Annotated in this window: 19 protein-coding genes and 2 rRNA genes; 4 read left to right on the top strand and 17 right to left on the bottom strand. The window is 38.1% G+C overall.

Annotated features, from left to right (window positions below; translation table 11 throughout):
- Positions 1 to 52 precede the first annotated feature (52 nt).
- The 9 genes from DV434_RS07235 to DV434_RS11075 form a co-directional block, all read right to left on the bottom strand.
- Entirely contained in the window at positions 53 to 436 is a 384-nt protein-coding gene (locus tag DV434_RS07235; RefSeq protein WP_118785615.1) for a hypothetical protein, read from the bottom strand.
- Between the two features lie 61 nt (positions 437 to 497).
- The gene (gene manZ, locus DV434_RS07230; protein ID WP_005635877.1) at positions 498 to 1,331 is read right to left on the bottom strand and encodes a PTS mannose transporter subunit IID; all 834 of its coding nucleotides are present in this window, start codon (positions 1,329 to 1,331) and stop codon (positions 498 to 500) included.
- A gap of 10 nt (positions 1,332 to 1,341) precedes the next feature.
- On the bottom strand, positions 1,342 to 2,136 hold the full coding sequence (locus DV434_RS07225) for a PTS mannose/fructose/sorbose transporter subunit IIC (protein WP_005628385.1): 795 nt from the start codon (positions 2,134 to 2,136) through the stop codon (positions 1,342 to 1,344).
- An 11-nt stretch (positions 2,137 to 2,147) separates the two neighbouring features.
- Complete coding sequence (locus tag DV434_RS07220) at positions 2,148 to 3,134, bottom strand: mannose/fructose/sorbose PTS transporter subunit IIA (RefSeq protein WP_118785614.1); 987 nt, start codon at positions 3,132 to 3,134, stop codon at positions 2,148 to 2,150.
- Positions 3,135 to 3,480: 346 nt separating this feature from the next.
- A complete protein-coding gene (locus DV434_RS07215; RefSeq protein ID WP_239994347.1) occupies positions 3,481 to 4,299 on the bottom strand; it encodes an IS3 family transposase in 819 nt (272 codons plus the stop codon).
- Positions 4,287 to 4,448, bottom strand: a complete 162-nt coding sequence (locus DV434_RS07210; RefSeq protein ID WP_204628598.1) for a hypothetical protein — start codon at positions 4,446 to 4,448, stop codon at positions 4,287 to 4,289. Before DV434_RS07210 ends, DV434_RS07215 begins: the two co-directional genes overlap by 13 nt.
- A gap of 38 nt (positions 4,449 to 4,486) precedes the next feature.
- Positions 4,487 to 4,639: a helix-turn-helix domain-containing protein gene (locus DV434_RS07205; RefSeq protein WP_118785612.1), complete on the bottom strand. Its 153-nt coding sequence runs from the start codon at positions 4,637 to 4,639 to the stop codon at positions 4,487 to 4,489.
- 111 nt (positions 4,640 to 4,750) lie between these two features.
- Positions 4,751 to 5,464, bottom strand: a complete 714-nt coding sequence (locus DV434_RS07200) for a UTRA domain-containing protein (RefSeq protein WP_118785611.1) — start codon at positions 5,462 to 5,464, stop codon at positions 4,751 to 4,753.
- An 11-nt stretch (positions 5,465 to 5,475) separates the two neighbouring features.
- Positions 5,476 to 5,607, bottom strand: a complete 132-nt coding sequence (locus tag DV434_RS11075) for a hypothetical protein (RefSeq protein WP_275045296.1) — start codon at positions 5,605 to 5,607, stop codon at positions 5,476 to 5,478.
- A gap of 142 nt (positions 5,608 to 5,749) precedes the next feature.
- Here DV434_RS11075 and malQ point away from each other — a divergent pair, with 142 nt between their 5' ends.
- The 3 genes from malQ to DV434_RS07185 are packed head-to-tail and all read left to right on the top strand — an operon-like array spanning position 5,750 to position 12,001.
- Positions 5,750 to 9,523, top strand: coding sequence for a 4-alpha-glucanotransferase (malQ, locus tag DV434_RS07195; protein ID WP_118785610.1), 3,774 nt, complete (start codon positions 5,750 to 5,752; stop codon positions 9,521 to 9,523).
- Positions 9,524 to 9,534: 11 nt separating this feature from the next.
- On the top strand, positions 9,535 to 10,326 hold the full coding sequence (locus DV434_RS07190) for an endonuclease/exonuclease/phosphatase family protein (RefSeq protein WP_118785609.1): 792 nt from the start codon (positions 9,535 to 9,537) through the stop codon (positions 10,324 to 10,326).
- Between the two features lie 10 nt (positions 10,327 to 10,336).
- Positions 10,337 to 12,001 (top strand): PTS transporter subunit IIBC, encoded by a 1,665-nt coding sequence (locus DV434_RS07185; RefSeq protein WP_118785608.1) that lies wholly within the window; start codon positions 10,337 to 10,339, stop codon positions 11,999 to 12,001.
- A 210-nt stretch (positions 12,002 to 12,211) separates the two neighbouring features.
- Here DV434_RS07185 and rnb read toward each other — a convergent pair whose 3' ends face one another.
- Together rnb and DV434_RS07175 are read right to left on the bottom strand one after the other, a co-directional pair.
- Positions 12,212 to 14,191 (bottom strand): exoribonuclease II, encoded by a 1,980-nt coding sequence (rnb, locus tag DV434_RS07180; protein WP_118785607.1) that lies wholly within the window; start codon positions 14,189 to 14,191, stop codon positions 12,212 to 12,214.
- 65 nt (positions 14,192 to 14,256) lie between these two features.
- Positions 14,257 to 15,045, bottom strand: a complete 789-nt coding sequence (locus tag DV434_RS07175) for an enoyl-ACP reductase FabI (RefSeq protein WP_005644958.1) — start codon at positions 15,043 to 15,045, stop codon at positions 14,257 to 14,259.
- A gap of 177 nt (positions 15,046 to 15,222) precedes the next feature.
- On the opposite strand from DV434_RS07175, the gene prfC reads away from it, so the two are divergent.
- Positions 15,223 to 16,806 carry a peptide chain release factor 3 gene (gene prfC, locus DV434_RS07170; RefSeq protein WP_118785606.1) on the top strand — a complete coding sequence of 528 codons (1,584 nt, stop codon included), beginning with the start codon at positions 15,223 to 15,225 and terminating at the stop codon, positions 16,804 to 16,806.
- A gap of 75 nt (positions 16,807 to 16,881) precedes the next feature.
- Here the strand turns inward: prfC and DV434_RS07165 are convergent, their stop codons facing one another.
- The 6 genes from DV434_RS07165 to DV434_RS10815 all read right to left on the bottom strand — a co-directional run.
- Positions 16,882 to 17,115, bottom strand: coding sequence for a YgjV family protein (locus DV434_RS07165; protein WP_005628380.1), 234 nt, complete (start codon positions 17,113 to 17,115; stop codon positions 16,882 to 16,884).
- A 437-nt stretch (positions 17,116 to 17,552) separates the two neighbouring features.
- A complete protein-coding gene (locus DV434_RS07160; RefSeq protein ID WP_118776082.1) occupies positions 17,553 to 17,882 on the bottom strand; it encodes a branched-chain amino acid transporter permease in 330 nt (109 codons plus the stop codon).
- Positions 17,879 to 18,613 (bottom strand): azaleucine resistance protein AzlC, encoded by a 735-nt coding sequence (gene azlC / locus DV434_RS07155; protein WP_118785605.1) that lies wholly within the window; start codon positions 18,611 to 18,613, stop codon positions 17,879 to 17,881. The genes DV434_RS07160 and azlC overlap by 4 nt, the downstream gene beginning before the upstream one ends.
- A gap of 9 nt (positions 18,614 to 18,622) precedes the next feature.
- Positions 18,623 to 19,552, bottom strand: coding sequence for a LysR family transcriptional regulator (locus DV434_RS07150; protein WP_118785604.1), 930 nt, complete (start codon positions 19,550 to 19,552; stop codon positions 18,623 to 18,625).
- A 177-nt stretch (positions 19,553 to 19,729) separates the two neighbouring features.
- Positions 19,730 to 19,844 (bottom strand): 5S ribosomal RNA (gene rrf, locus DV434_RS07145).
- 112 nt (positions 19,845 to 19,956) lie between these two features.
- Positions 19,957 to 20,062: ribosomal RNA gene (locus DV434_RS10815) — 23S ribosomal RNA — on the bottom strand; the annotation flags it as partial.

Here is a 20,062-nt window from a genome sequence, read left to right as displayed (position 1 = left end):
AACTGACCGTACTTTTCCGCTTATAAAAATGGCTACTTCATGTAGCCATTTTTTATTCACCCATCTTTTCTAATTCACCTTGAGAAAATGCTTGTAGCTTATGGATTTCATTTTTCGCTTTGTCAGAAAGCACTTTATTATCCTTTAGCATCTGCTCTGAACGCGCCATAATAAAACGTAAATAATCATAGTTTTGCGTTTTTTCAAATAAAGCCTGTGCTTGATACATATCAGCAAAATCCTTATTTGCTTGGGTAAGCAACATCTTTTGCCCAACTAAAACAATTAGTGCTAATGTCAATGCAATGACAGTGCCATAGCCATTTGTTGGATAATAAAGCACCCCACCTATAACAAATAAACCTGAAACAAGTCGAGAGCTATTTTTTATATAAGTTTCACTGGGTGGTGCTTGGATAAGTTCAGATAATTTCATTCAAATTCACCATAAAAAATAAGGGCGTTATCATCGCCCTTATTATTAACTTTCGCAAGGATTATGCAAGAATACCGGCCCAGTAACCTAAAATCCCTACACCAAATAAACCAAAGATAATAACCATTGCATTCACTTTTTTACGTAATAAATACATACATAAGAAAGTCAGTAATAAGGCTAATAAACCTGGAAGTAGGTCATTTAATACGCCTTGCAAGGTGACTACAACTTCTTCACCTAATTGGTTTTTATAGCGTGTAAGTTCTAATGGGACATTAATACTTGTCCATTTGGAAACAAGTGAGCCCATGACAAAGAGACCAAGAATAGAAGCCCCTTGAGTGATTTTTTGCAAACGTCCCCCCCCCATATCAGAGACGATTTCTGTGCCTTTTTCATAACCATATTTGAAACCATACCAACGAGTCACAGCACGGATCACATTGATTAAGATAAAAAACAATAATGGACCTAAAATGCTACCTGTTAAGGCAATTCCAGCACCCAGTGCGGCTAAAACTGGGCGTAAAGTTCCCCAGAAAATAGGATCGCCTACACCAGCTAATGGCCCCATAAGTCCGACTTTTACACCGCTAATTGCCGCATCATCCACATCTTTTGCGCCATTCGCACGCTCTTGTTCCATTGCGGCAGTCACACCCATAATTGCTGACCCAACCCAAGGTTGAGTATTAAAAAATTCAAGATGGCGTTTAAGTGCTGCAGCTTGATCTTCTTTTTTGCTATATAGGCGTTTGATTGTTGGGATCATCGAAACACAAAATCCCATTGATTGCATACGTTCAAAGTTAAATGAACCTAAAAGGAACGTTGAACGGAAATAAGTACTTAAAATATCACCCTTGGTAAGAGTTACTTTTTGTTCTGACATGATACGCTCCTTATAGACCTTCTAATTCGTTATCAGCAAGTTTTCTTTTACTTGCCACTGGCATCGCGACTTGGTTAAAACGCGGGTTTAATTGGATATAAAGCATGGCTAAACAAGTACCAAGAATACCCAATCCAACTAAGTTGTAATTAGTAAAGGAAGCAATAACAAAACCAAGGAAGAAGAATGGCATTAATGCACCTGCGCGCATCATATTAATCACCATTGCATACCCCACTACGACGATAAATCCACCCGCAATTTGTAAACCACGAGTAATTACTTCAGGAATTGCATCTAATGCGCTCGTTACGGCATCCGTACCTGCAACTAAACCAACTGCTAATGCTGGAATTGCAACACGCAACGCTTGTAAAGAAAGCCCTGCAAAATGGCAAAGTTCAATCCCACGGAAATTAGCTTGTTCGGCAAATTTATCCGCTTTATGTTGTAAGAAGATTGTTAGTGTACGTACGAAAATAGTAAGTACTTGACCTGCTGCTGCAACTGGCACCGCGATAGCAATCGCCGTCCCCACAGATTGACCGCCTTTAATAACAAGAATCGCGGAGATCACACTAGCAAGTGCCGCATCTGGCGCCATAGCAGCCCCAACGTTCATCCAACCTAGCGCGATCATTTCTAATGTACCGCCAAGGATAATACCGGTTTCAAGATCGCCTAATACCAAGCCAATCATCGTACAAGCAAAAAGTGGGCGATGGGTTTGACGTTCATCTAATACGCTCCCCATACCGCAAATTGCCGCGACAAGCACGACTAAAATGAGTTCCATTGTTGACATAAAATGCGCTCCTAGAATTTAATTGAATCAAGTTTTTCGCGAGTAAGTTCAACAGGCTTATTCGCTGCCACTTTTTGAAGGGAAAGTTTCACGCCCATATCAAGTAATTTTTTGAATGCAGCGACATTAGATGGATTCACTGTGACTGCATCAGAAAGCTGTTTATTGCCTTCTTTATGCGTCATTCCGCCCACGTTAATGGTATCAATACGCAAACCACCTTCGATTAAACGCACAGCATCTTCAGGCTTGGTCACAAGCATTAAAATATTACGACTCGCATATTTTGGATTGTTGTAAACCTTAATGGCTTTATCCACAGGAATGACATAGGCTTTCAAGTGTGGAGGAGCAATTTGAAGAAGTAATTCCTTACGCAATTCATCATTTGCCACTTCATCACTAATAGCAAAAATGGCTTCGCATTTCACTGCTTTTGCCCAAGAAGTAGCGACTTGACCATGAATTAAACGATCATCAATACGCAGTAAGTTGACACTCATACGTCCATTAGGATCGTATTGAGTATTATCTTCTTCGCTTTCTTGTTCTTCTTTTGCTTCCTCTTTTGGAGTTTCAGGTTGAGCGAAAGAGGCAATGTCATCTGGTTTCCGATAACTTTTCACTGCCATTACGCCAACTTCCTTGGCGACATCAGCAAGTGCTTCCGCTGATTTTGCATCATCCTTGGCATCTAATACTTCCAATAACATTGGTAAACTTACGCCAGTGATAATATCATCTTGAGGACGTTTTGCCGCTACTCGGGCTGCCGCGTTATACGGACTTCCACCAAATAAATCTACCAAAAATAACACGCTATCTGATGGCGAGCATTCAGCAATAATAGCCTCATACTTTTCCACCAAGGTGTCTTGCCCTTCTCCTGGAACGAATGTTACACCGTGGAGTCCTTCCACCTCACCGAACACCATTTCAGAAGAATTGACCAACTCAGCAGCAAGCTTGCCGTGAGCTGCAACGATTACTTGAATCATTGGATACTCCTAAGGTTGAAATAAATTGTCAAGAGCATAGAGTAAACGGTTGCCTAACTCAAGATAATTATAAGTGCTTGTACCATTAAAATTGACATACATCAATTTTTCAGAACAAAAAAAGCATTGCAAACTGAATAATTTGGTATGCTTTATGCTTAATTACACTTCATAACTTTTGGATAAAAAGTGCGGTGTAAACTAAGAAAGTTTTTAAAAAGAAAAACCGATTTTCAATCACTGAAAATCGGTTTAAAGAAGAATGTTATTGAACGATTTCGCCGACAATACTGCGAGTTACCTCTTTCACTTCCGTAAGTTGATCTGACCCCAAAAAGTTAGACTGTCATTTAAAGGATTGTTTTCGATATTGTATCGGACTCAGTCCTTTTAATTTTAGTTGAATCCGTCGGTGGTTATAGTAATCCAAATAATCCCTGACGGCATCAACTATCTCCTCTCTACTGTTAAATTCCCGACCATAAAAACATTCCGTTTTTAATCGTCCAAAGAAACTTTCCATTGCGGTGTTGTCCAAGCAATTCCCTTTTCTCGACATACTTTGAATGATGCCATGTTCAGCCAAGATTCGACGATAAGCTACCATTTGATATTGCCAGCCTTGATCTGAATGTAAAATGACACCACAAGCTTTATTTAATCCTTTGACGGCTTGTATTAACATGTCCTCTACTTGTGCCCAGTTTGGGGAATAGCTGAGATTATAGGAGACTATCTCATTGTTAAATAAGTCTAAAATAGGGGATAAATAGACTTTACTCCCATCTTTCGCTTTAAACTCGGTGATATCAGTTACCCATTTTTGTTTCGGGGCCGTTGCACTAAAATCGTGTTCAAGATGATTCGGTGCTATCACCCCTATCGTGCCTCGATAGGTGGTAAATTTCTTGCTTTTTCTTGACCGCATTTGAAGCCCAAGTGTCTGCATTAAGCGTTGGACTTTTTTATGATTCACGCCTGGCAAGCAGGCATGAACACGTCGATAACCATAATCAGGATGATTGGCTTTGATGCGTTGAATGATCTTTTTCAACAACTCATCCTTATCCGGTTTAATCTGAAGTTTAGCAAAAAACGTACTACGCGCTAACTGTGCAAAGCCTAAAAGCCATTTTAACGGATAGCGTGTTCTTAACCTTTGGATAATTTCTGTTGCTCGGCTTCGTCCTGAAGTCTGAGCCTTCTCAACTCCTTTAGGTAGGCTACCTCCGCTTCAAGCTGTAAAATTCTCAAACGTAAACGCTCTTCTTCAGTTTTAGGTGGCGGTGGCATTTTTGCATATTTGGGTTTCATCGGCGGTCGTCCTGATGGTTTATGGGGAATCAGTCCTTTTATGCCACTTTTTCAAACCGTTTCAACCATGTCCCGACTAAGGCGTTGGAAGGAATATTGTAAAAACGCGCAGCTTCTCTAATACTCATTTTCCCATTCAAAATAGGTTGGAGAGCCTGTAATTTAAATTCGATTGTGTAGTGTTTACCCATAAAAAATCTGCACCTCAATTGTTGGTTTGGTTAGTCCAACTTTTGGGGTGCAGATCAAAATGACCGCACTTTTTTATGAATTTTTTAATCACAATTTATCATTTACAAAAACTAGACATGCCGTTTTGCTGTTGATGTAAATGCAATCTTATCTGGTCGATAACTAATACTCCCATATTGAAATGGTCTCCCATCAGCCAAATAAGTGGTACTCGTCACATTCACAACCATGTCATACTCACCTAGATTTATCGCGTTTTTTTCTTCTTCGTTTGCATAGCGAAAGACAATTTTTCGTTGTGAGTGGCTAATTTTTAATTTTAATTCGTTTTCCAAGTAGTGATAAATAGAGTGCTCAGCGATTTCTCGGCTAATAAAAGGCACGATGCGGCGATCAAAATAAGATACTTCATGCTCAACCGCTTCACCATCAATTTCACGGAGACGAGCAATGCGGTAGAAATCGATCTGATCATTGACATTAAAGATATCCATCAATTCTTCTTCGCCTTGCACAATATACAAGCTGGTTAATGTCGTTTTTACTTGGTGTGTTGAGGCACTGTTTAATTCGCTAACGGTTTTAATTTCAGAAAGCATTTGTGGCTTAGATAAGTCATGCTCTAAAACAATCGAATTTCGGCCTTGTTGTTTTTGAATATAGCCATCAATTTCAAGTAGAGAAAGCGCTTTTCGAATAGTATCTTTGGAAAAACCGTAGCTTTGCATGAGTTCATTTTCACTCGGAAGTTCTTGCAATGGCGCTAGATTACCACTGTTAATTTGGGTTTTTATATCGTTATAAACCTTCTTGTACTTGCTCATTTTTAATCCTTTTATCTACCATTCGTTCCATAGGTATAGGTATAGGTATAGGTATAGGTATAGGTATAGGTATAGGTATAGGTATAGGTATAGGTATAGGTATAGGTATAGGTATAGGTATAGGTATAGGTATAGCATATCATAAAATTCAAAATGTTATACGTATAAAATGTGATTAATGTCAATCTTTTACGAAAATGTTTTAAACTTTTACGTAAAAGCTATTGCGTTAAAATATGTTTAGGTTAGAATGAGCCAAAATCATGACTTCCTAGAGGAAATATTATGCTTACTCGTTCAAGTGGTGTTCTCATGCACATTACCTCGCTACCAAATGCATTCGGTATTGGTAGTTTTGGGCAATCAGCTTATGAGTTTGTCGATTTTTTAGTTGAAACCAAACAAACTTATTGGCAAATTCTTCCACTTACCACTACCAGTTATGGTGATTCTCCTTATCAATCTTTCTCTGCGATTGCAGGCAATACTCACCTTATTGATTTTGACTTATTAACCCAAATGGGCTTGTTGAAAGAAGCGGATTATGCATCGGTCAATTTTGGTGATGATCCAACTAACGTGGATTATGAACGCGTCTTCTATGCGCGCCGCCCGATTTTAGAAACAGCCGTGAAAAATTTTTTAGCGAATCAAGCATTCCAAGCAGATTTCAAGAATTTTGAGAAAAACAACCGCTTGTGGCTAGACGATTTTGCTGAGTTTATGGCAATTAAAGAGCATTTTGGCAATCAAGCATTGCAAAAATGGGATGATAAAAAAGCGGTAGCGCGTGATCCAAAAACATTAGAAAAATATCGCACTATGTTAGCGGATCAAATTCAGTACTTTAAAGTAACGCAATATTTCTTCTTCAAACAATGGAGTGAGTTAAAAGATTACGCGAATCAAAGGGGCATTAAGATCATCGGTGATATGCCGATTTATGTGGCGGCAGATAGCGTAGAAGTTTGGACAAAACCAGAACTCTTCCAATTAGATAAAGAACGTAATCCGCTTTTTGTTGCGGGGGTTCCAGCCGATCAATTCAGTGCAACGGGGCAGCTTTGGGGCAACCCGCTTTACGATTGGGAAGAGCATAAAAAACAAGGCTATACTTGGTGGATTCACCGTATTGAAGAAAGCTTCAAGATTTATGATGTACTTCGTATCGATCATTTCAAAGGTTTCTCCGATTATTGGCAAGTAGATGGAAAAGCTGATATTGCTAAATACGGTAGTTGGCAGCCTGGTCCGGGTTATGACTTATTCAAAGTGGTTAAAGAACAACTAGGTGATTTACCAATTATTGCTGAAGATTTAGGTAATATTGATGAAAAAGCCAGAAAGCTACTTACAGATTGTAATTATCCAGGCATGAAGATTTTGCAATTTGGCTTTGAAGATGTCAGTGGAAAAAGCTTAGATAGCCCGCATTATTGCATACCGCATTCTATTGCTTATACAGGCACGCATGATAATGATGTGACCAATGGTTGGTATAACGGTCTTACCGCCCAACAGCAACAATATATCAATGATTATACGCACCGTCATAATGATGAGTCGATTTGCCAAGCAATGATTCGTCAGCTCTTTGCAACGGTCAGCAATACAGCGATTGCCACAATGCAAGATGTTTTAGATTTGCCTGCTAGTTCAAGAATGAATGTTCCTTCAACAATTGGTAGAAACTGGCAATGGAGAATGCAGCAATCAGATTTAACACAAGATAAAAAAGACTTTTTAGCAAAAATGACCACGTTATATCAACGTGCTAATCAGGAAAACCCAATGATTAAATTTAGTACATTTGTAAAAAACGAAACCAATAAATCGCTTGAGCAATTAAGTGATAAAGAAACTTATATTCAATTATTAAATTACGTAAAAGCACTTTCTGCAGATAAACCTAAAAACACGGGTAAACGTAAGGTTTACTATATCTCAGCAGAGTTTTTAATCGGTAAATTACTTTCTAATAACTTGATTAACCTAGGTGTGTATCAAGATATTAAAGGAGAATTAGAAAGTGCGGGTAAATCATTAAGCCATATTGAAGATATTGAGCCTGAACCGTCTTTAGGAAATGGTGGTTTAGGGCGTTTGGCTTCTTGTTTTATTGATTCAATGTCTACCCTTGGTTTAAATGCTGAAGGGGTAGGTTTAAATTATCATTATGGTTTGTTCAAACAAGTCTTCAAAAAGAATGAACAACATACAGAACCTAATGATTGGATTGAGGACAACTCTTGGTTAATTCCAACAGATATTAGCTATGAAGTTCCATTTAAGAAATTTACATTAACCTCTAAACTAGATCGCATTGATATTTTAGGTTATAAGAAGGAAACGAAAAACTATCTCAATTTATTTGATATTAAATCAGTGAATCCTAAACTGATTAAAAAAGGTATCGAGTTTGATAAAACTGCGATTGAAGAAAATCTAACATTATTCCTTTATCCAGATGATTCAGATAAAAATGGAGAATTACTGCGTATTTATCAACAATACTTTATGGTATCAAATGCGGCACAGTTATTGATTGATGAAGCGATTGCTCGTGGCAGCAATTTACATGATTTAGCCGATTATGCGTATGTTCAGATCAATGATACTCACCCTTCAATGGTGATTCCTGAATTAATTCGCTTATTAACGGAAAAACATCAGATTAAATTTGCAGAAGCGGTTGAAATTGTACGTAATATGGTGGGCTATACCAACCATACGATTTTGGCTGAAGCGCTAGAAAAATGGCCGTTAGATTATCTAGATGAAGTGGTGCCGCATTTAGTAGTGATCATTAAAAAATTAGATAAATTAGTGCGTGCCGAGTATAAAGATCCTGCCGTACAAATTATTGATAAACAAAAACGTGTGCATATGGCGCATATGGACATCCACTTTTCAAATTCTGTGAATGGTGTGGCGGCATTACATACAGAGATTTTGAAAAAATCAGAGCTTAAAGCGTTCTATGCGTTATATCCTGAAAAATTCAATAATAAGACAAACGGCATTACCTTCCGTCGTTGGTTAGAGTTTTCTAACCAAGCATTAGCGACTTACATTAAAGAATTGATTGGTGATGAGTATTTGTATGACGCAACGAAATTAGAAAAATTATTAGCCTTTAAAGATGATAAAAAGGTTCACCAACAATTAGCGAAAATTAAGTTTGAAAACAAATTGGCATTAAAAGCGTACCTTAAAGAAAATAAAGGCATTGATTTAGATGAAAATTCAATCATTGATACGCAAATTAAGCGTTTCCATGAATATAAACGCCAACAAATGAATGCGCTTTACGTGATTCATAAATACTTAGAAATTAAAGCAGGTAAATTACCAAAACGTAAAATTACGGTGATTTTCGGCGGAAAAGCGGCACCTGCTTATGTGATTGCACAGGATATTATTCATTTAATTCTTTGCTTATCTGAGTTAATCAATAATGATCCTAAAGTGAATAAGTATTTAAACGTGCATTTAGTGGAAAACTATAATGTGAGCGTGGCGGAAAAACTGATTCCTGCAACTGATATTTCAGAACAAATTTCACTTGCCTCTAAAGAAGCTTCCGGTACTGGTAATATGAAATTTATGCTGAATGGCGCGTTAACCTTAGGCACAATGGACGGTGCTAATGTTGAAATTGCAGAATTAGCCGGTGCTGAAAATATCTATACATTCGGTAAAGATTCAGAAAGCATTATTAAACTTTATGAAACAGCAGGTTATATTTCAAAAGCGTATTATGAAAACGACAAAGAGATTAAAAGAGCGGTCGATTTTATTCTGAATCCTGCCGTAGTGAAATTAGGCAATAAAACACGTTTAGAACGTCTGTATAACGAATTATTGAATAAAGACTGGTTTATGACGTTAATTGACTTTAATGCTTATGTCGAAACGAAAGAACAAATCTTAGCTGATTATGAAGATCAAGATAGTTGGAATGAGAAAGTGGTGCACAATATCGCAAAAGCGGGCTTCTTCTCATCTGACCGTACTATCGCTCAATATAATGCAGACATTTGGCATTGTGAGGGCTAAGGGGGGAGGCAATGAAACTACTTACCCTGAATGTACACGCTTGGTTAGAAGCTAACCAAGCGGAAAAAATAGAGATTCTTGCTGAGACTATTGTGGCAAAGGGTTATGACATCATTGCCTTACAAGAGGTTAATCAATTGATGTCGTCTCCTACTATTTCGCCAACGTTAAAGCAAGATAACTATGGTGTCATTCTGTTAAATAAAATCAATCAACGCGTTGCACAGAAATACTCGCTTTTTTGGAGCAATTCGCATATTGGTTACGATAAATATGATGAGGGCATTGCGTTTTTAACGCGCTTGCCCGTTTATGATGTTGATGCGTTTTATTGTAGCCAACATCAACATCTTGACTCGATTCTCTCGCGTAAAATCATTGGCTTGACGGTAGAATATCAAGGCCAGTTAATTGAATGTTATTCTTGCCATATCAATTTGCCAAATTGTGATGGTGAAAACCAACTTGATAATATTCGTTATATTGTAGAGCGAAGTCAAAGTGCGAATCTTAAAATCCTGATGGGGGATTTCAATACCGATGCAATAAGCGATCAGCAAGCTTACCAGCAGATTAAATCCTTAGGCTTATTCGATACATTTGAAATGGCAGAGCAAAAGGATAGCGGTATCACTGTGGAGAAAGCGATTGACGGTTGGAAAGGCCATAGTGAAGAAAAGCGATTAGATTATATTTTTTTAAACCAAGCAAAACGGGTTTTATCCAGTCAGGTTATTTTTAATGGTAAAAATAAACCGATTGTTTCCGACCATTTTGGCGTAGAAGTAGCTCTCATCTTGTAGGAGAATCAATATGAAAAAAATGCTCAGTTTTGAATTTTGGCAAAAATTCGGTAAGTGCCTAATGGTTGTGATTGCTGTGATGCCAGCAGCGGGTTTAATGGTGAGTATTGGTAACTCACTGCCTTTGATTAGCGATGCGAAATGGCTAGCGCTTGTCGGAAACATTATCGCCCAAATTGGTTGGGGGATTATTGGTAACCTTCATTTATTATTTGCTTTAGCGATTGGTGGTAGCTGGGCAAATGAGCGTGCGGGTGGGGCATTTGCAGCAGGCCTGGCTTTCATTTTAATTAACTTAATTACCGGTAACTTTTTCGGTGTGAAACTTGAAATGCTAGCGGATCCAAATGCACATGTAAGTACAGTATTGGCCGGTGAAATTCCTGTGGCAAATTACTTTGTGAATGTGCTTGGGCAACCTGCGTTAAATATGGGGGTGTTCGTTGGTATTATCGCTGGTTTTGTGGGTGCAACAACTTTTAACCGTTACTACAATTTCCGTAAATTACCTGAAGTACTAACGTTCTTTAATGGTAAACGCTTCGTTCCTTTCGTTGTTATTTATCGTTCTGTATTAGTAGCGATCTTCCTATCATTATTCTGGCCTTTAGTTCAGACAGGAATTAATCATTTCGGTCAATGGATTGCTAACTCACAAAACTCAGCGCCAATTTTAGCACCATTTATTTATGGTACCTTAGAGCGTCTATTACTTCCATTTGGTTTACACCATATGTTAACTATCCCAATGAACTACACTTCATTAGGTGGTACTTATGAATTCTTAACAGGTGTACAACAAGGTAAACAAGTATTTGGTCAAGACCCACTATGGCTTGCATGGATTTCTGACTTAATTAACCTTAAAGATGCAGGTAATTTAACGCAATATAACGAACTTCTTTCAACTGTGACACCTGCTCGCTTCAAAGTAGGACAAATGATTGGTTCAACCGGTATCTTAATGGGTTTGACTCTCGCAATGTATATCAATGTGGATGAAGATAAGAAAAAACTCTATAAAGGTATTTTCCTTTCATCAGCACTTGCGGTGTTCTTAACTGGTGTGACTGAACCAATTGAATACATGTTTATGTTTGTCGCCTTACCGCTTTATATTGTTTATGCGTTAGTACAAGGTTGTGCTTTCGCCATGGCAGATATTGTTGACTTACGTGTGCATTCATTCGGTAACATTGAGTTCTTAACCCGTACACCAATGGCGATTAAAGCCGGTATCGGTATGGATGTGATCAACTTTATTTGGGTATCTATCCTCTTTGCAGTGGCTATGTTCTTTATCGCGAACTTTATGATTAAGAAATTTAATCTCGCGACAGCAGGCCGTAATGGTAACTATGATGCGAAAGGTTCAGATGAAGCTTCTAGCAATGAGCCAAAAGTTGCGGATGCTAGCGCGCAAGTTATTCAAATCATCAACTTACTTGGTGGACGTAATAATATTGCAGATGTTGATGCTTGTATGACACGTTTACGTATCACCGTACATAATCCAGAGTTAGTGGGTGATGAAGCAAGTTGGAAACAAGCAGGTGCAATGGGCTTTATCGTGAAAGGCTATGGTATCCAAGCGATTTATGGACCAAAAGCAGATGTCTTAAAATCTGATATTCAAGACGTGCTTTCATCGGGCGTAGAAATTCCTAAAATGTAATTTAGCCTAAACATTCATTTTATCCCCGCTTTTTAAAGTGGGGATATCATATTAATACCTTATATCGATATTGCTCATCTTTAATCTATCCCAAGAATCCTTTTATTTGATACTATCAACGTACAAAATATTGTCACAACTTCGGCGCTATAAAAAATACCGCCCGTTGTGTAACGAGCGGTATTTATAGTGTTAAAAGGAAAGTGGTCATTAAATGATTAATTGACCAATAATACTGCGAGTTTCTTCTCGAACCTCGGTGAGTTTTACTTTCACTAAATCCCCAATTTTGTAACGGCGTTCCCCTTGAATATACAGTGCTAATTCATCAGCATTCACTTGCATTTCATCTTTATTCGGATGCAATGTAGAAGCTGGTACGAACATGGATGCCCCATTTTCTAATAATTGCACGCGTAATCCACCACGCATCACATCTTGCACTTCCGCCTCAAATTCGGCATTTGATTCAACTTTATCGACAAGATAACGGCAATATAACCAATCTGCAATATCACGCTCAACTAAGCGATTTTGGCGACGAGCCTCTTGTAAACGGGCAAGCACCTCATCTTGTGGCTTATTACAAGCTTTTTGTGTCAATACTGCTTTAATTAAACGATGGTTCACCATATCAGAATATTTACGAATTGGTGATGTCCATGTCGCATACCCTTCTAAACCAAGACCAAAGTGCGGTGCTAATTCCGATTTAAATTCGGCGAAAGTTAAATAACGACGCAAACGGAATTCTAAATAGTCGCCTTCTATCAGTTCAATATCATGGCGCATTTGGCAATAACCGTTTAATGTCGCCAAATTTTCTACCGAATAACGCTCAGCAAGTTCAGCTTGATTTTGTTCATTGGCTAAATTTGCCATTAAGAAATTGTGCGCATTCTCTAAGAATTTTTTATCAAAACCGCTATGGGTATTGAAAATCCCTGTTTGTGCCTGCTCTGCTAAGAATTGTGCGGCACAAATGTTAGCAATAATCATCGATTCTTCGACAATTTGATTGGCTATACGACGATATTCCGCTTTGATTTCTGCCACTTTGCCATTTTCAGTGAGCACAAAAGAATAATCCGGTTTTTCTTTAAATAACAAAGAATGAGTCTTACGCCATTGAATGCGTGCTCTAGTAAATTGATGTAACCAATTAATTTGTTGTGCAATTTCTGATGTTTCGGGCTGCCATGCGTTATCTGCCTGTTCTAAATAATCCGACACTTTATTGTAAGCCAATTTCGCTTTAGATTGAACATAAGCCGAAACAAAATACGGTTTAGCTGTGATATTGCCTTCAAGATCCGTTTCGATATAACAAACAAGGACTGGACGCGTTTCATTTGCGATTAACGAACATAATTCATCAGATAATTCGCGTGGCAACATTGGGATGTTAAAGCCTGGCAAATAATTGGTGAAACAACGCTGTTTCGCATCTTTTTCAATTTGAGAATCTAACGCGATATAAGCGGTTGGATCGGCAATCGCTACAACTAATTTCCAACCTGTTTGTTCACCATTTTGTTCAATAGGCTCGATATATAAGGCATCGTCCATATCCATTGTGCTTTCAGAGTCGATGGTCACAAAATGAAGTGCGGTCAGATCTTCACGAGTTTGTTGATCTAACATTTCATAACTTTCAGCGCCTTGCACAGGATAACGAGATTGGTCATGACGTGCCAATGTTACCCACCAAGGGGCAAATTCATCGTCAGCTCGGCAAATAAATTGATTAATCGTGGCATAGAAAAATCGATCATCGCGTAATGGGTGCGTTTTTAAATTAGCAATCACCCAATCGCCCTCTTGTAATTCTTCTTTTACGGATTTAGCTTGTTGTGCGCCAATGGGTTGGTTAATGCTTGGGTGATCCACCAAAACTTGTAATTTCTTGTCTTTATTGAACCGCACTTTTGCAATGAAACGTGCCAGCATTGGTTCAATTAAAGCTTCTGGCTCGGCTTGTTCTTTGTCGCCTTGCTTTTCAATAGTGGCTTTGATTTTGTCGCCGTGCATCACCTTTTTCATTGAAGGCGGTGCGATGAAATAGGTTTTCTTATCGCACTCTAAAAAACCATAGGCTTTATCTGTACTTTTTACCACGCCCTCAACGTGCTCTTTGCTGTCGTGGATTTGTTGTTTAAGCTGTGCGAGTAAAGGATTATCTTGAAACATAGTTATATTTTAAAAAAGAGAAAAGGCAGACTGAAAAGCCTGCCTAAAAAAGAATGTAAGAAAAATTATTCTTCGCCTAATTCGCCCATTGCGGTGATGCTGAAACCTGCATCTACGTGAACGATTTCACCAGTAATACCCGATGCTAAATCAGAGCATAAGAATGCTGCTGAGTTACCCACATCTTCGATAGTGACAGTGCGGCGTAATGCAGCGGTTTTCTCAAAGGTAGAAAGCATTTTCTTGAAGTTTTTAATGCCTGATGCCGCTAGAGTGCGGATTGGACCAGCAGAAATTGCATTTACACGAATACCTTCTTTACCTAAATCCGCTGCCATCACGCGAGTTGCAGCTTCAAGAGACGCTTTCGCTAAACACATGACGTTATAGTTAGGAATTGCGCGTTCTGCACCTAAGTAAGATAACGTTAATAATGCAGCATTTGGATTTAAATAAGGACGTGCCGCTTGAGCCATTGCAACGAAGCTGTATGCGCTAATATCGTGAGCGATACGGTAGCCTTCACGTGTTGCAGCATTGACATAATCGCCATCTAATTGATCGCCCGGTGCAAATGCAATTGCATGAACAAAACCATCAAATTTATCCCAACGTTTGCTTAATTCAGCAAAGCAGTTTTGGATGCTTTCATCAGTTGCCACATCTAAAGGAAGCACGATATCAGAACCAAATTCTTTGGCAAATTCTTCTACGCGCGGTTGTAATTTATCGTTTAAATAAGTGAAAGCAAGTTCTGCGCCTTGTTCTTTCATTGATTTTGCGATCCCGTAAGCGATAGAACGATTGCTTGCAAGACCAGTTACTAAAATGCGTTTACCTGTTAAGAAACCCATAATTTTTCCTATGTTGTTAGCGTAAAAAACTTGCGTAGTATAAGCGAAAATTTGTCTTTGTACAAAGCAGACCAATTTTTCTAAAAAACCAACCGCACTTTATTTATAAATTCGTTTGAGCAAAAACCTAAAATCAGCGAAAATAGCCCACATTTTTAATCGAATGAAGAAGAAACAATGAATTATCCATTAGAAGAAGTTAATAAACGTCGCACTTTTGCGATTATTTCCCACCCCGATGCAGGTAAAACAACCATTACCGAAAAAGTACTTTTATACGGCAATGCGATTCAAACAGCAGGCTCGGTAAAAGGCAAAGGCTCGACTGCGCATGCAAAATCTGACTGGATGGAAATGGAAAAACAACGTGGGATTTCTATTACCACTTCTGTGATGCAATTTCCTTATAACGATTGCTTAGTGAATTTGCTTGATACGCCGGGACACGAAGATTTCTCTGAAGATACTTACCGCACTTTAACTGCTGTGGATAGCTGTTTAATGGTTATCGACTCAGCAAAAGGGGTTGAGGAACGTACAATTAAACTAATGGAAGTAACTCGCTTACGTGACACGCCAATCATCACCTTCATGAACAAACTCGACCGCGATATTCGCGATCCGATGGAATTGTTAGATGAAGTGGAAAATATTCTGAAAATTCGTTGTGCACCAATTACATGGCCGATTGGTTGCGGGAAATTATTTAAAGGCGTTTATCATATTGCTAAAGATGAAACCTATCTTTATCAATCCGGTCAAGGCTCAACCATTCAAGAAGTTCGTATTGTGAAAGGTTTAAATAGTCCAGAATTAGATGCCGCGGTTGGCGATGATTTAGCACAACAACTTCGCGATGAATTGGAATTAGTGCAAGGCGCAAGTAATGAATTTGAGCACGATGCCTTTATTAAGGGTGAGCTTACCCCAGTATTTTTCGGAACAGCATTAGGTAACTTCGGGGTGGATCATTTCCTTGATGGTTTAACACAATGGGCGCCAAAACCGCAATCTCGTCAAGCTGATACAAGAACAGTCGAAAGTTCAGAAGAAAAATTCAGTGGTTTCGTATTTAAAATTCAAGCTAATATGGATCCAAAACACCGCGACCGTGTTGCCTTTATGCGCGTCGTTTCAGGCAAATATGAAAAAGGCATGAAACTAAAACATGTTCGAATTGGTAAAGATGTGGTGATTTCTGATGCGCTGACCTTTATGGCTGGCGACCGTGCTCACGCCGAAGAAGCTTATGCAGGTGATATTATTGGTTTACATAATCACGGCACGATCCAAATTGGCGATACCTTCACTCAAGGTGAAACCTTGAAATTTACGGGGATTCCAAACTTTGCGCCTGAGCTATTCCGCCGTATTCGCTTGAGAGATCCACTCAAACAAAAACAATTACTTAAAGGTTTAGTACAACTTTCAGAAGAAGGTGCTGTTCAGGTATTTCGCCCATTAATGAACAACGATTTAATCGTTGGTGCTGTGGGTGTTTTGCAGTTTGATGTGGTAGTTTCTCGTCTAAAAACTGAATATAACGTAGAAGCGATTTATGAAAATGTGAACGTTGCCACCGCACGCTGGGTGGAATGTGCCGATGCGAAAAAATTCGAAGAATTTAAACGCAAAAATGAGCAAAATTTAGCTTTAGATGGTGGTGATAACTTAACCTATATTGCGCCAACAATGGTAAATCTGAATTTAGCTCAAGAACGTTATCCTGACGTCGTTTTTTACAAAACTCGTGAACATTAAAACGACAAAGTGCGGTGAAATTTTACCGCACTTTCCCAGAAAAAAAGCGTTGAAATTTAATTCAACGCTTTTCTTTTATTTAGAGACTTTTTCTTGTCTTAATCGCCAAAGTTGATAAACATTCACAACGGCTAAAAATGCATTTAATAGTGCAACTGGATAAGCAGCGATAATTACGCTATAGATCACAAATAAAATTGCACCAATGCTGTTCACTATGCGTAAATGTACGATAGATTTAAACAAAAATGATACTGCAACAAAAAAGGTTGCGATATAACCCAATAATTCAACTAAATTCAATTCCATAATTCTGTTCTCTTCAGTTAAAAATAAAAACGGGCGCCATGATAAAAGATTTTTAAAACAAGGAAAAGATCAGAAAAAAAAGCAACCGATTGCAAGATGAAATTATTTTTTCTTATCAAAAATAAAGGTATTTTCACCATCATTAGTGCATAAAAAGCCGGAGACGAGTACGCACATCTAAATTTTGGGAGCTTATCCAATTTGGGGGAATTAGATAACATTAGCTCGCTCAACACGCACTTTGTCACCGGCTAAATTCTTTTAAGAATCCTGATGGTAATGCTATGAACAAGAAAGAAATTTAATAAAACGAGGTTCTATCTTTTATAATAACTAGAATTCCAATTTCTATTATTCTAGAAATGGGATTGATTATAAACTATGAAGTAACTTTAGATTCAAGAGGATTATAGAGAAATGAAAGTTATGATTTTATTCTAAATAAAGACAAGTTGTACTAAAAGCATATAGAAAAGCGTACCAACAGCAATAGATAGAAACATATTTTTTTTCCAAAAATGCAATCCTAGCACCACTATGCCCGCAAGAAAATCAGGGATACCATGATAACCAGTTAAAACATCAATATTCTTATAGCAATAAACTACAAGCATACCAAACATAGCTGGAGGTAAAACTTTCCCAAGATAGCGAATGTATTGTGGAATCGGACGATTAGCTGGGAAGACCAAAAATGGCAATAAGCGCGTAAATTGCACCGTAAGCACACAAATTCCAATCGTCATAATCTGTTCTGTAAGTGTCATTTTAGCGACTCCAATTTTGTGTCTAATTTAGGTCCACGCATAGTTAGAATTAACCAGATACCAATTAATGTGGGAATTAAGAAATATTCTTTGCCTACAGTCAGTAAAAAAGCTAATGCAATCCCTAAACCTAAGAGAGAGCTTTCATGGGATTTTTCCTTTATCCAATTTTCTGCAAAAATGACTAAGAAAAGAGCTGTCATCGAGAATTCGACACCTTTTAAATCAAAAGGTAAGACAGAGCCAAATAAGTTACCAATTGCAGCGCCAACCACCCAATAAATATGCAAATATAAGCTTACAAAAAACATATACCAACCTTTATCTAAGTGCGGTGGAATTTTTGCCATATAATTTAGAGAAAAAGATTCATCTACAAGGGTGGTAATTAAATACCAACGTTTATGACCAATATGTATTCCATATTTTTCTAACATTGATATGCCATAGAAAATCTGACGAGTACTGATCATCAAGGTAATTAATAACACACTGATTGGAGAAAAAGGTGCGATAAGTGCTCCAGCAGCAATAAACTCAACAGAACCGGCATAAATAAGTAAAGCCATCAAAGTAGGATATAAAAATCCGAAACCTAGTGCCTTCATATAAATACCATATGCCACACCAAGAAATAAAAATCCTGCAATCATTGGCGCACTGTAAGGAAAAGCAGCTTTAGCCGCCGCACTAATTGGGTGAGGCGGATGATTTTGTTGAGAAAAATTCATTTATTACTTCTATAAATCTAAAACAGATAGCCCTGGTAAAGTTGAAAAACTTTGAGCTTTTACGGTTTGATAAAAATCTTCTAAATAAGAAAGGGATTCATCTTCTTTGCGAATAGCTGCATATAGATTGCTATATAACCCCTCTTTTGTGACTTTTCTTGCTACGACATAACCCTTTTCCAAATAAGGCAACGCAGCCCAATAAGGGATAGTCGCAATGCCACGACGACTCGCCACTAATTGAATCATAGCAATAGTCAATTCAGTTGTGCGACGAGTAGGATTAATGCCTTTTGGTTTAAGCACTTTACGCAATAGATCTAACATATCATCAGGAACTGGATAAGTTACCCAGGTTTCATCTGAAAAATCTTCCGCATCCCAAATGTCTTTTTCTGCTAAAGGGTGATCTTTTGAGCAAATGCCAACCATCTCATAAGAAAAGAGCGGTTTAAAAATTACATCATCATTATGCTCTACTTCTGATACTATCGCCCAATCGGCTCGGTGAGAAAGCAACAAACCAACAGGATCTGTATGAAAACCAGATACAATATCCAACTCAACTAGCCCCCAATGTCGGCGAAATTCGTCCATAGCAGGCATTAACCAATCAAAACAAGTATGACATTCCACAGCTATTCTAAGCTGCCCCGCATCCCCATGTTTAACCCGAGCAAGATCGCGTTCAGCATCAACAACTTTTGGCATTACCTCATTAGCAAGACGAATTAAACGCTCTCCTGCCGAAGTAAAACGAAGTGGATTACTTTTACGCTCAAACAAAGGTAAACCGAACTGTTCTTCTATTAATTTAATTTGGTGAGAAAGAGCAGATTGCGTTAGATATACTCGTTTTGCTGCCAAAGAAACGCTCCCTGTCTCTTTTAAGGCTAATAAAGTTTTAAGATGTCTAAATTCTAGAAAGGTTGGTTTCATTAAAAATATTCATACAAAATAGAAAATTAGATGATAGATATAATACCTTAAAATACGAAATATTCGAATTAATATTCTATAGATAATAGTTGTTGGTTAACATTCTAAAGACAAGAACCCCATATCTTTCGACACGGGGTTCTTCTGTTTTTATTTAATTTAGATATATATTTGGTAACCTGGCGGTGCCCTACTCTCACATGGGGATGCCCCACACTACCATCGGCATTACAGCGTTTCACTTCTGAGTTCGGTATGGTTCAGGTGGTTCCACCGCACTATCGCCGCCAGGATAATTCGTTGATAACTTTTATTCTAACTTCTATCTATGTTCTTCATTGGCCACAAGCTGAACGTTTAGTTAATTTCTTTTACTCTCTTTTCCAAAAACACTTGAGCGTTGTATAGTTAAGCCTCTCGGGCAATTAGTATGCGTTAGCTCAATGTATCACTACACTTACACACCGCACCTATCTACGTCTTAGTCTTAAACAACCCTTACACACTTGA

This window comes from Haemophilus haemolyticus (genome assembly GCF_003493685.1).
GTDB lineage: Bacteria > Pseudomonadota > Gammaproteobacteria > Enterobacterales > Pasteurellaceae > Haemophilus > Haemophilus haemolyticus_O.
The sequence above is the reverse complement of the archived record's forward strand: the minus strand, read 5'-3'. Positions and strand labels throughout refer to the sequence as shown.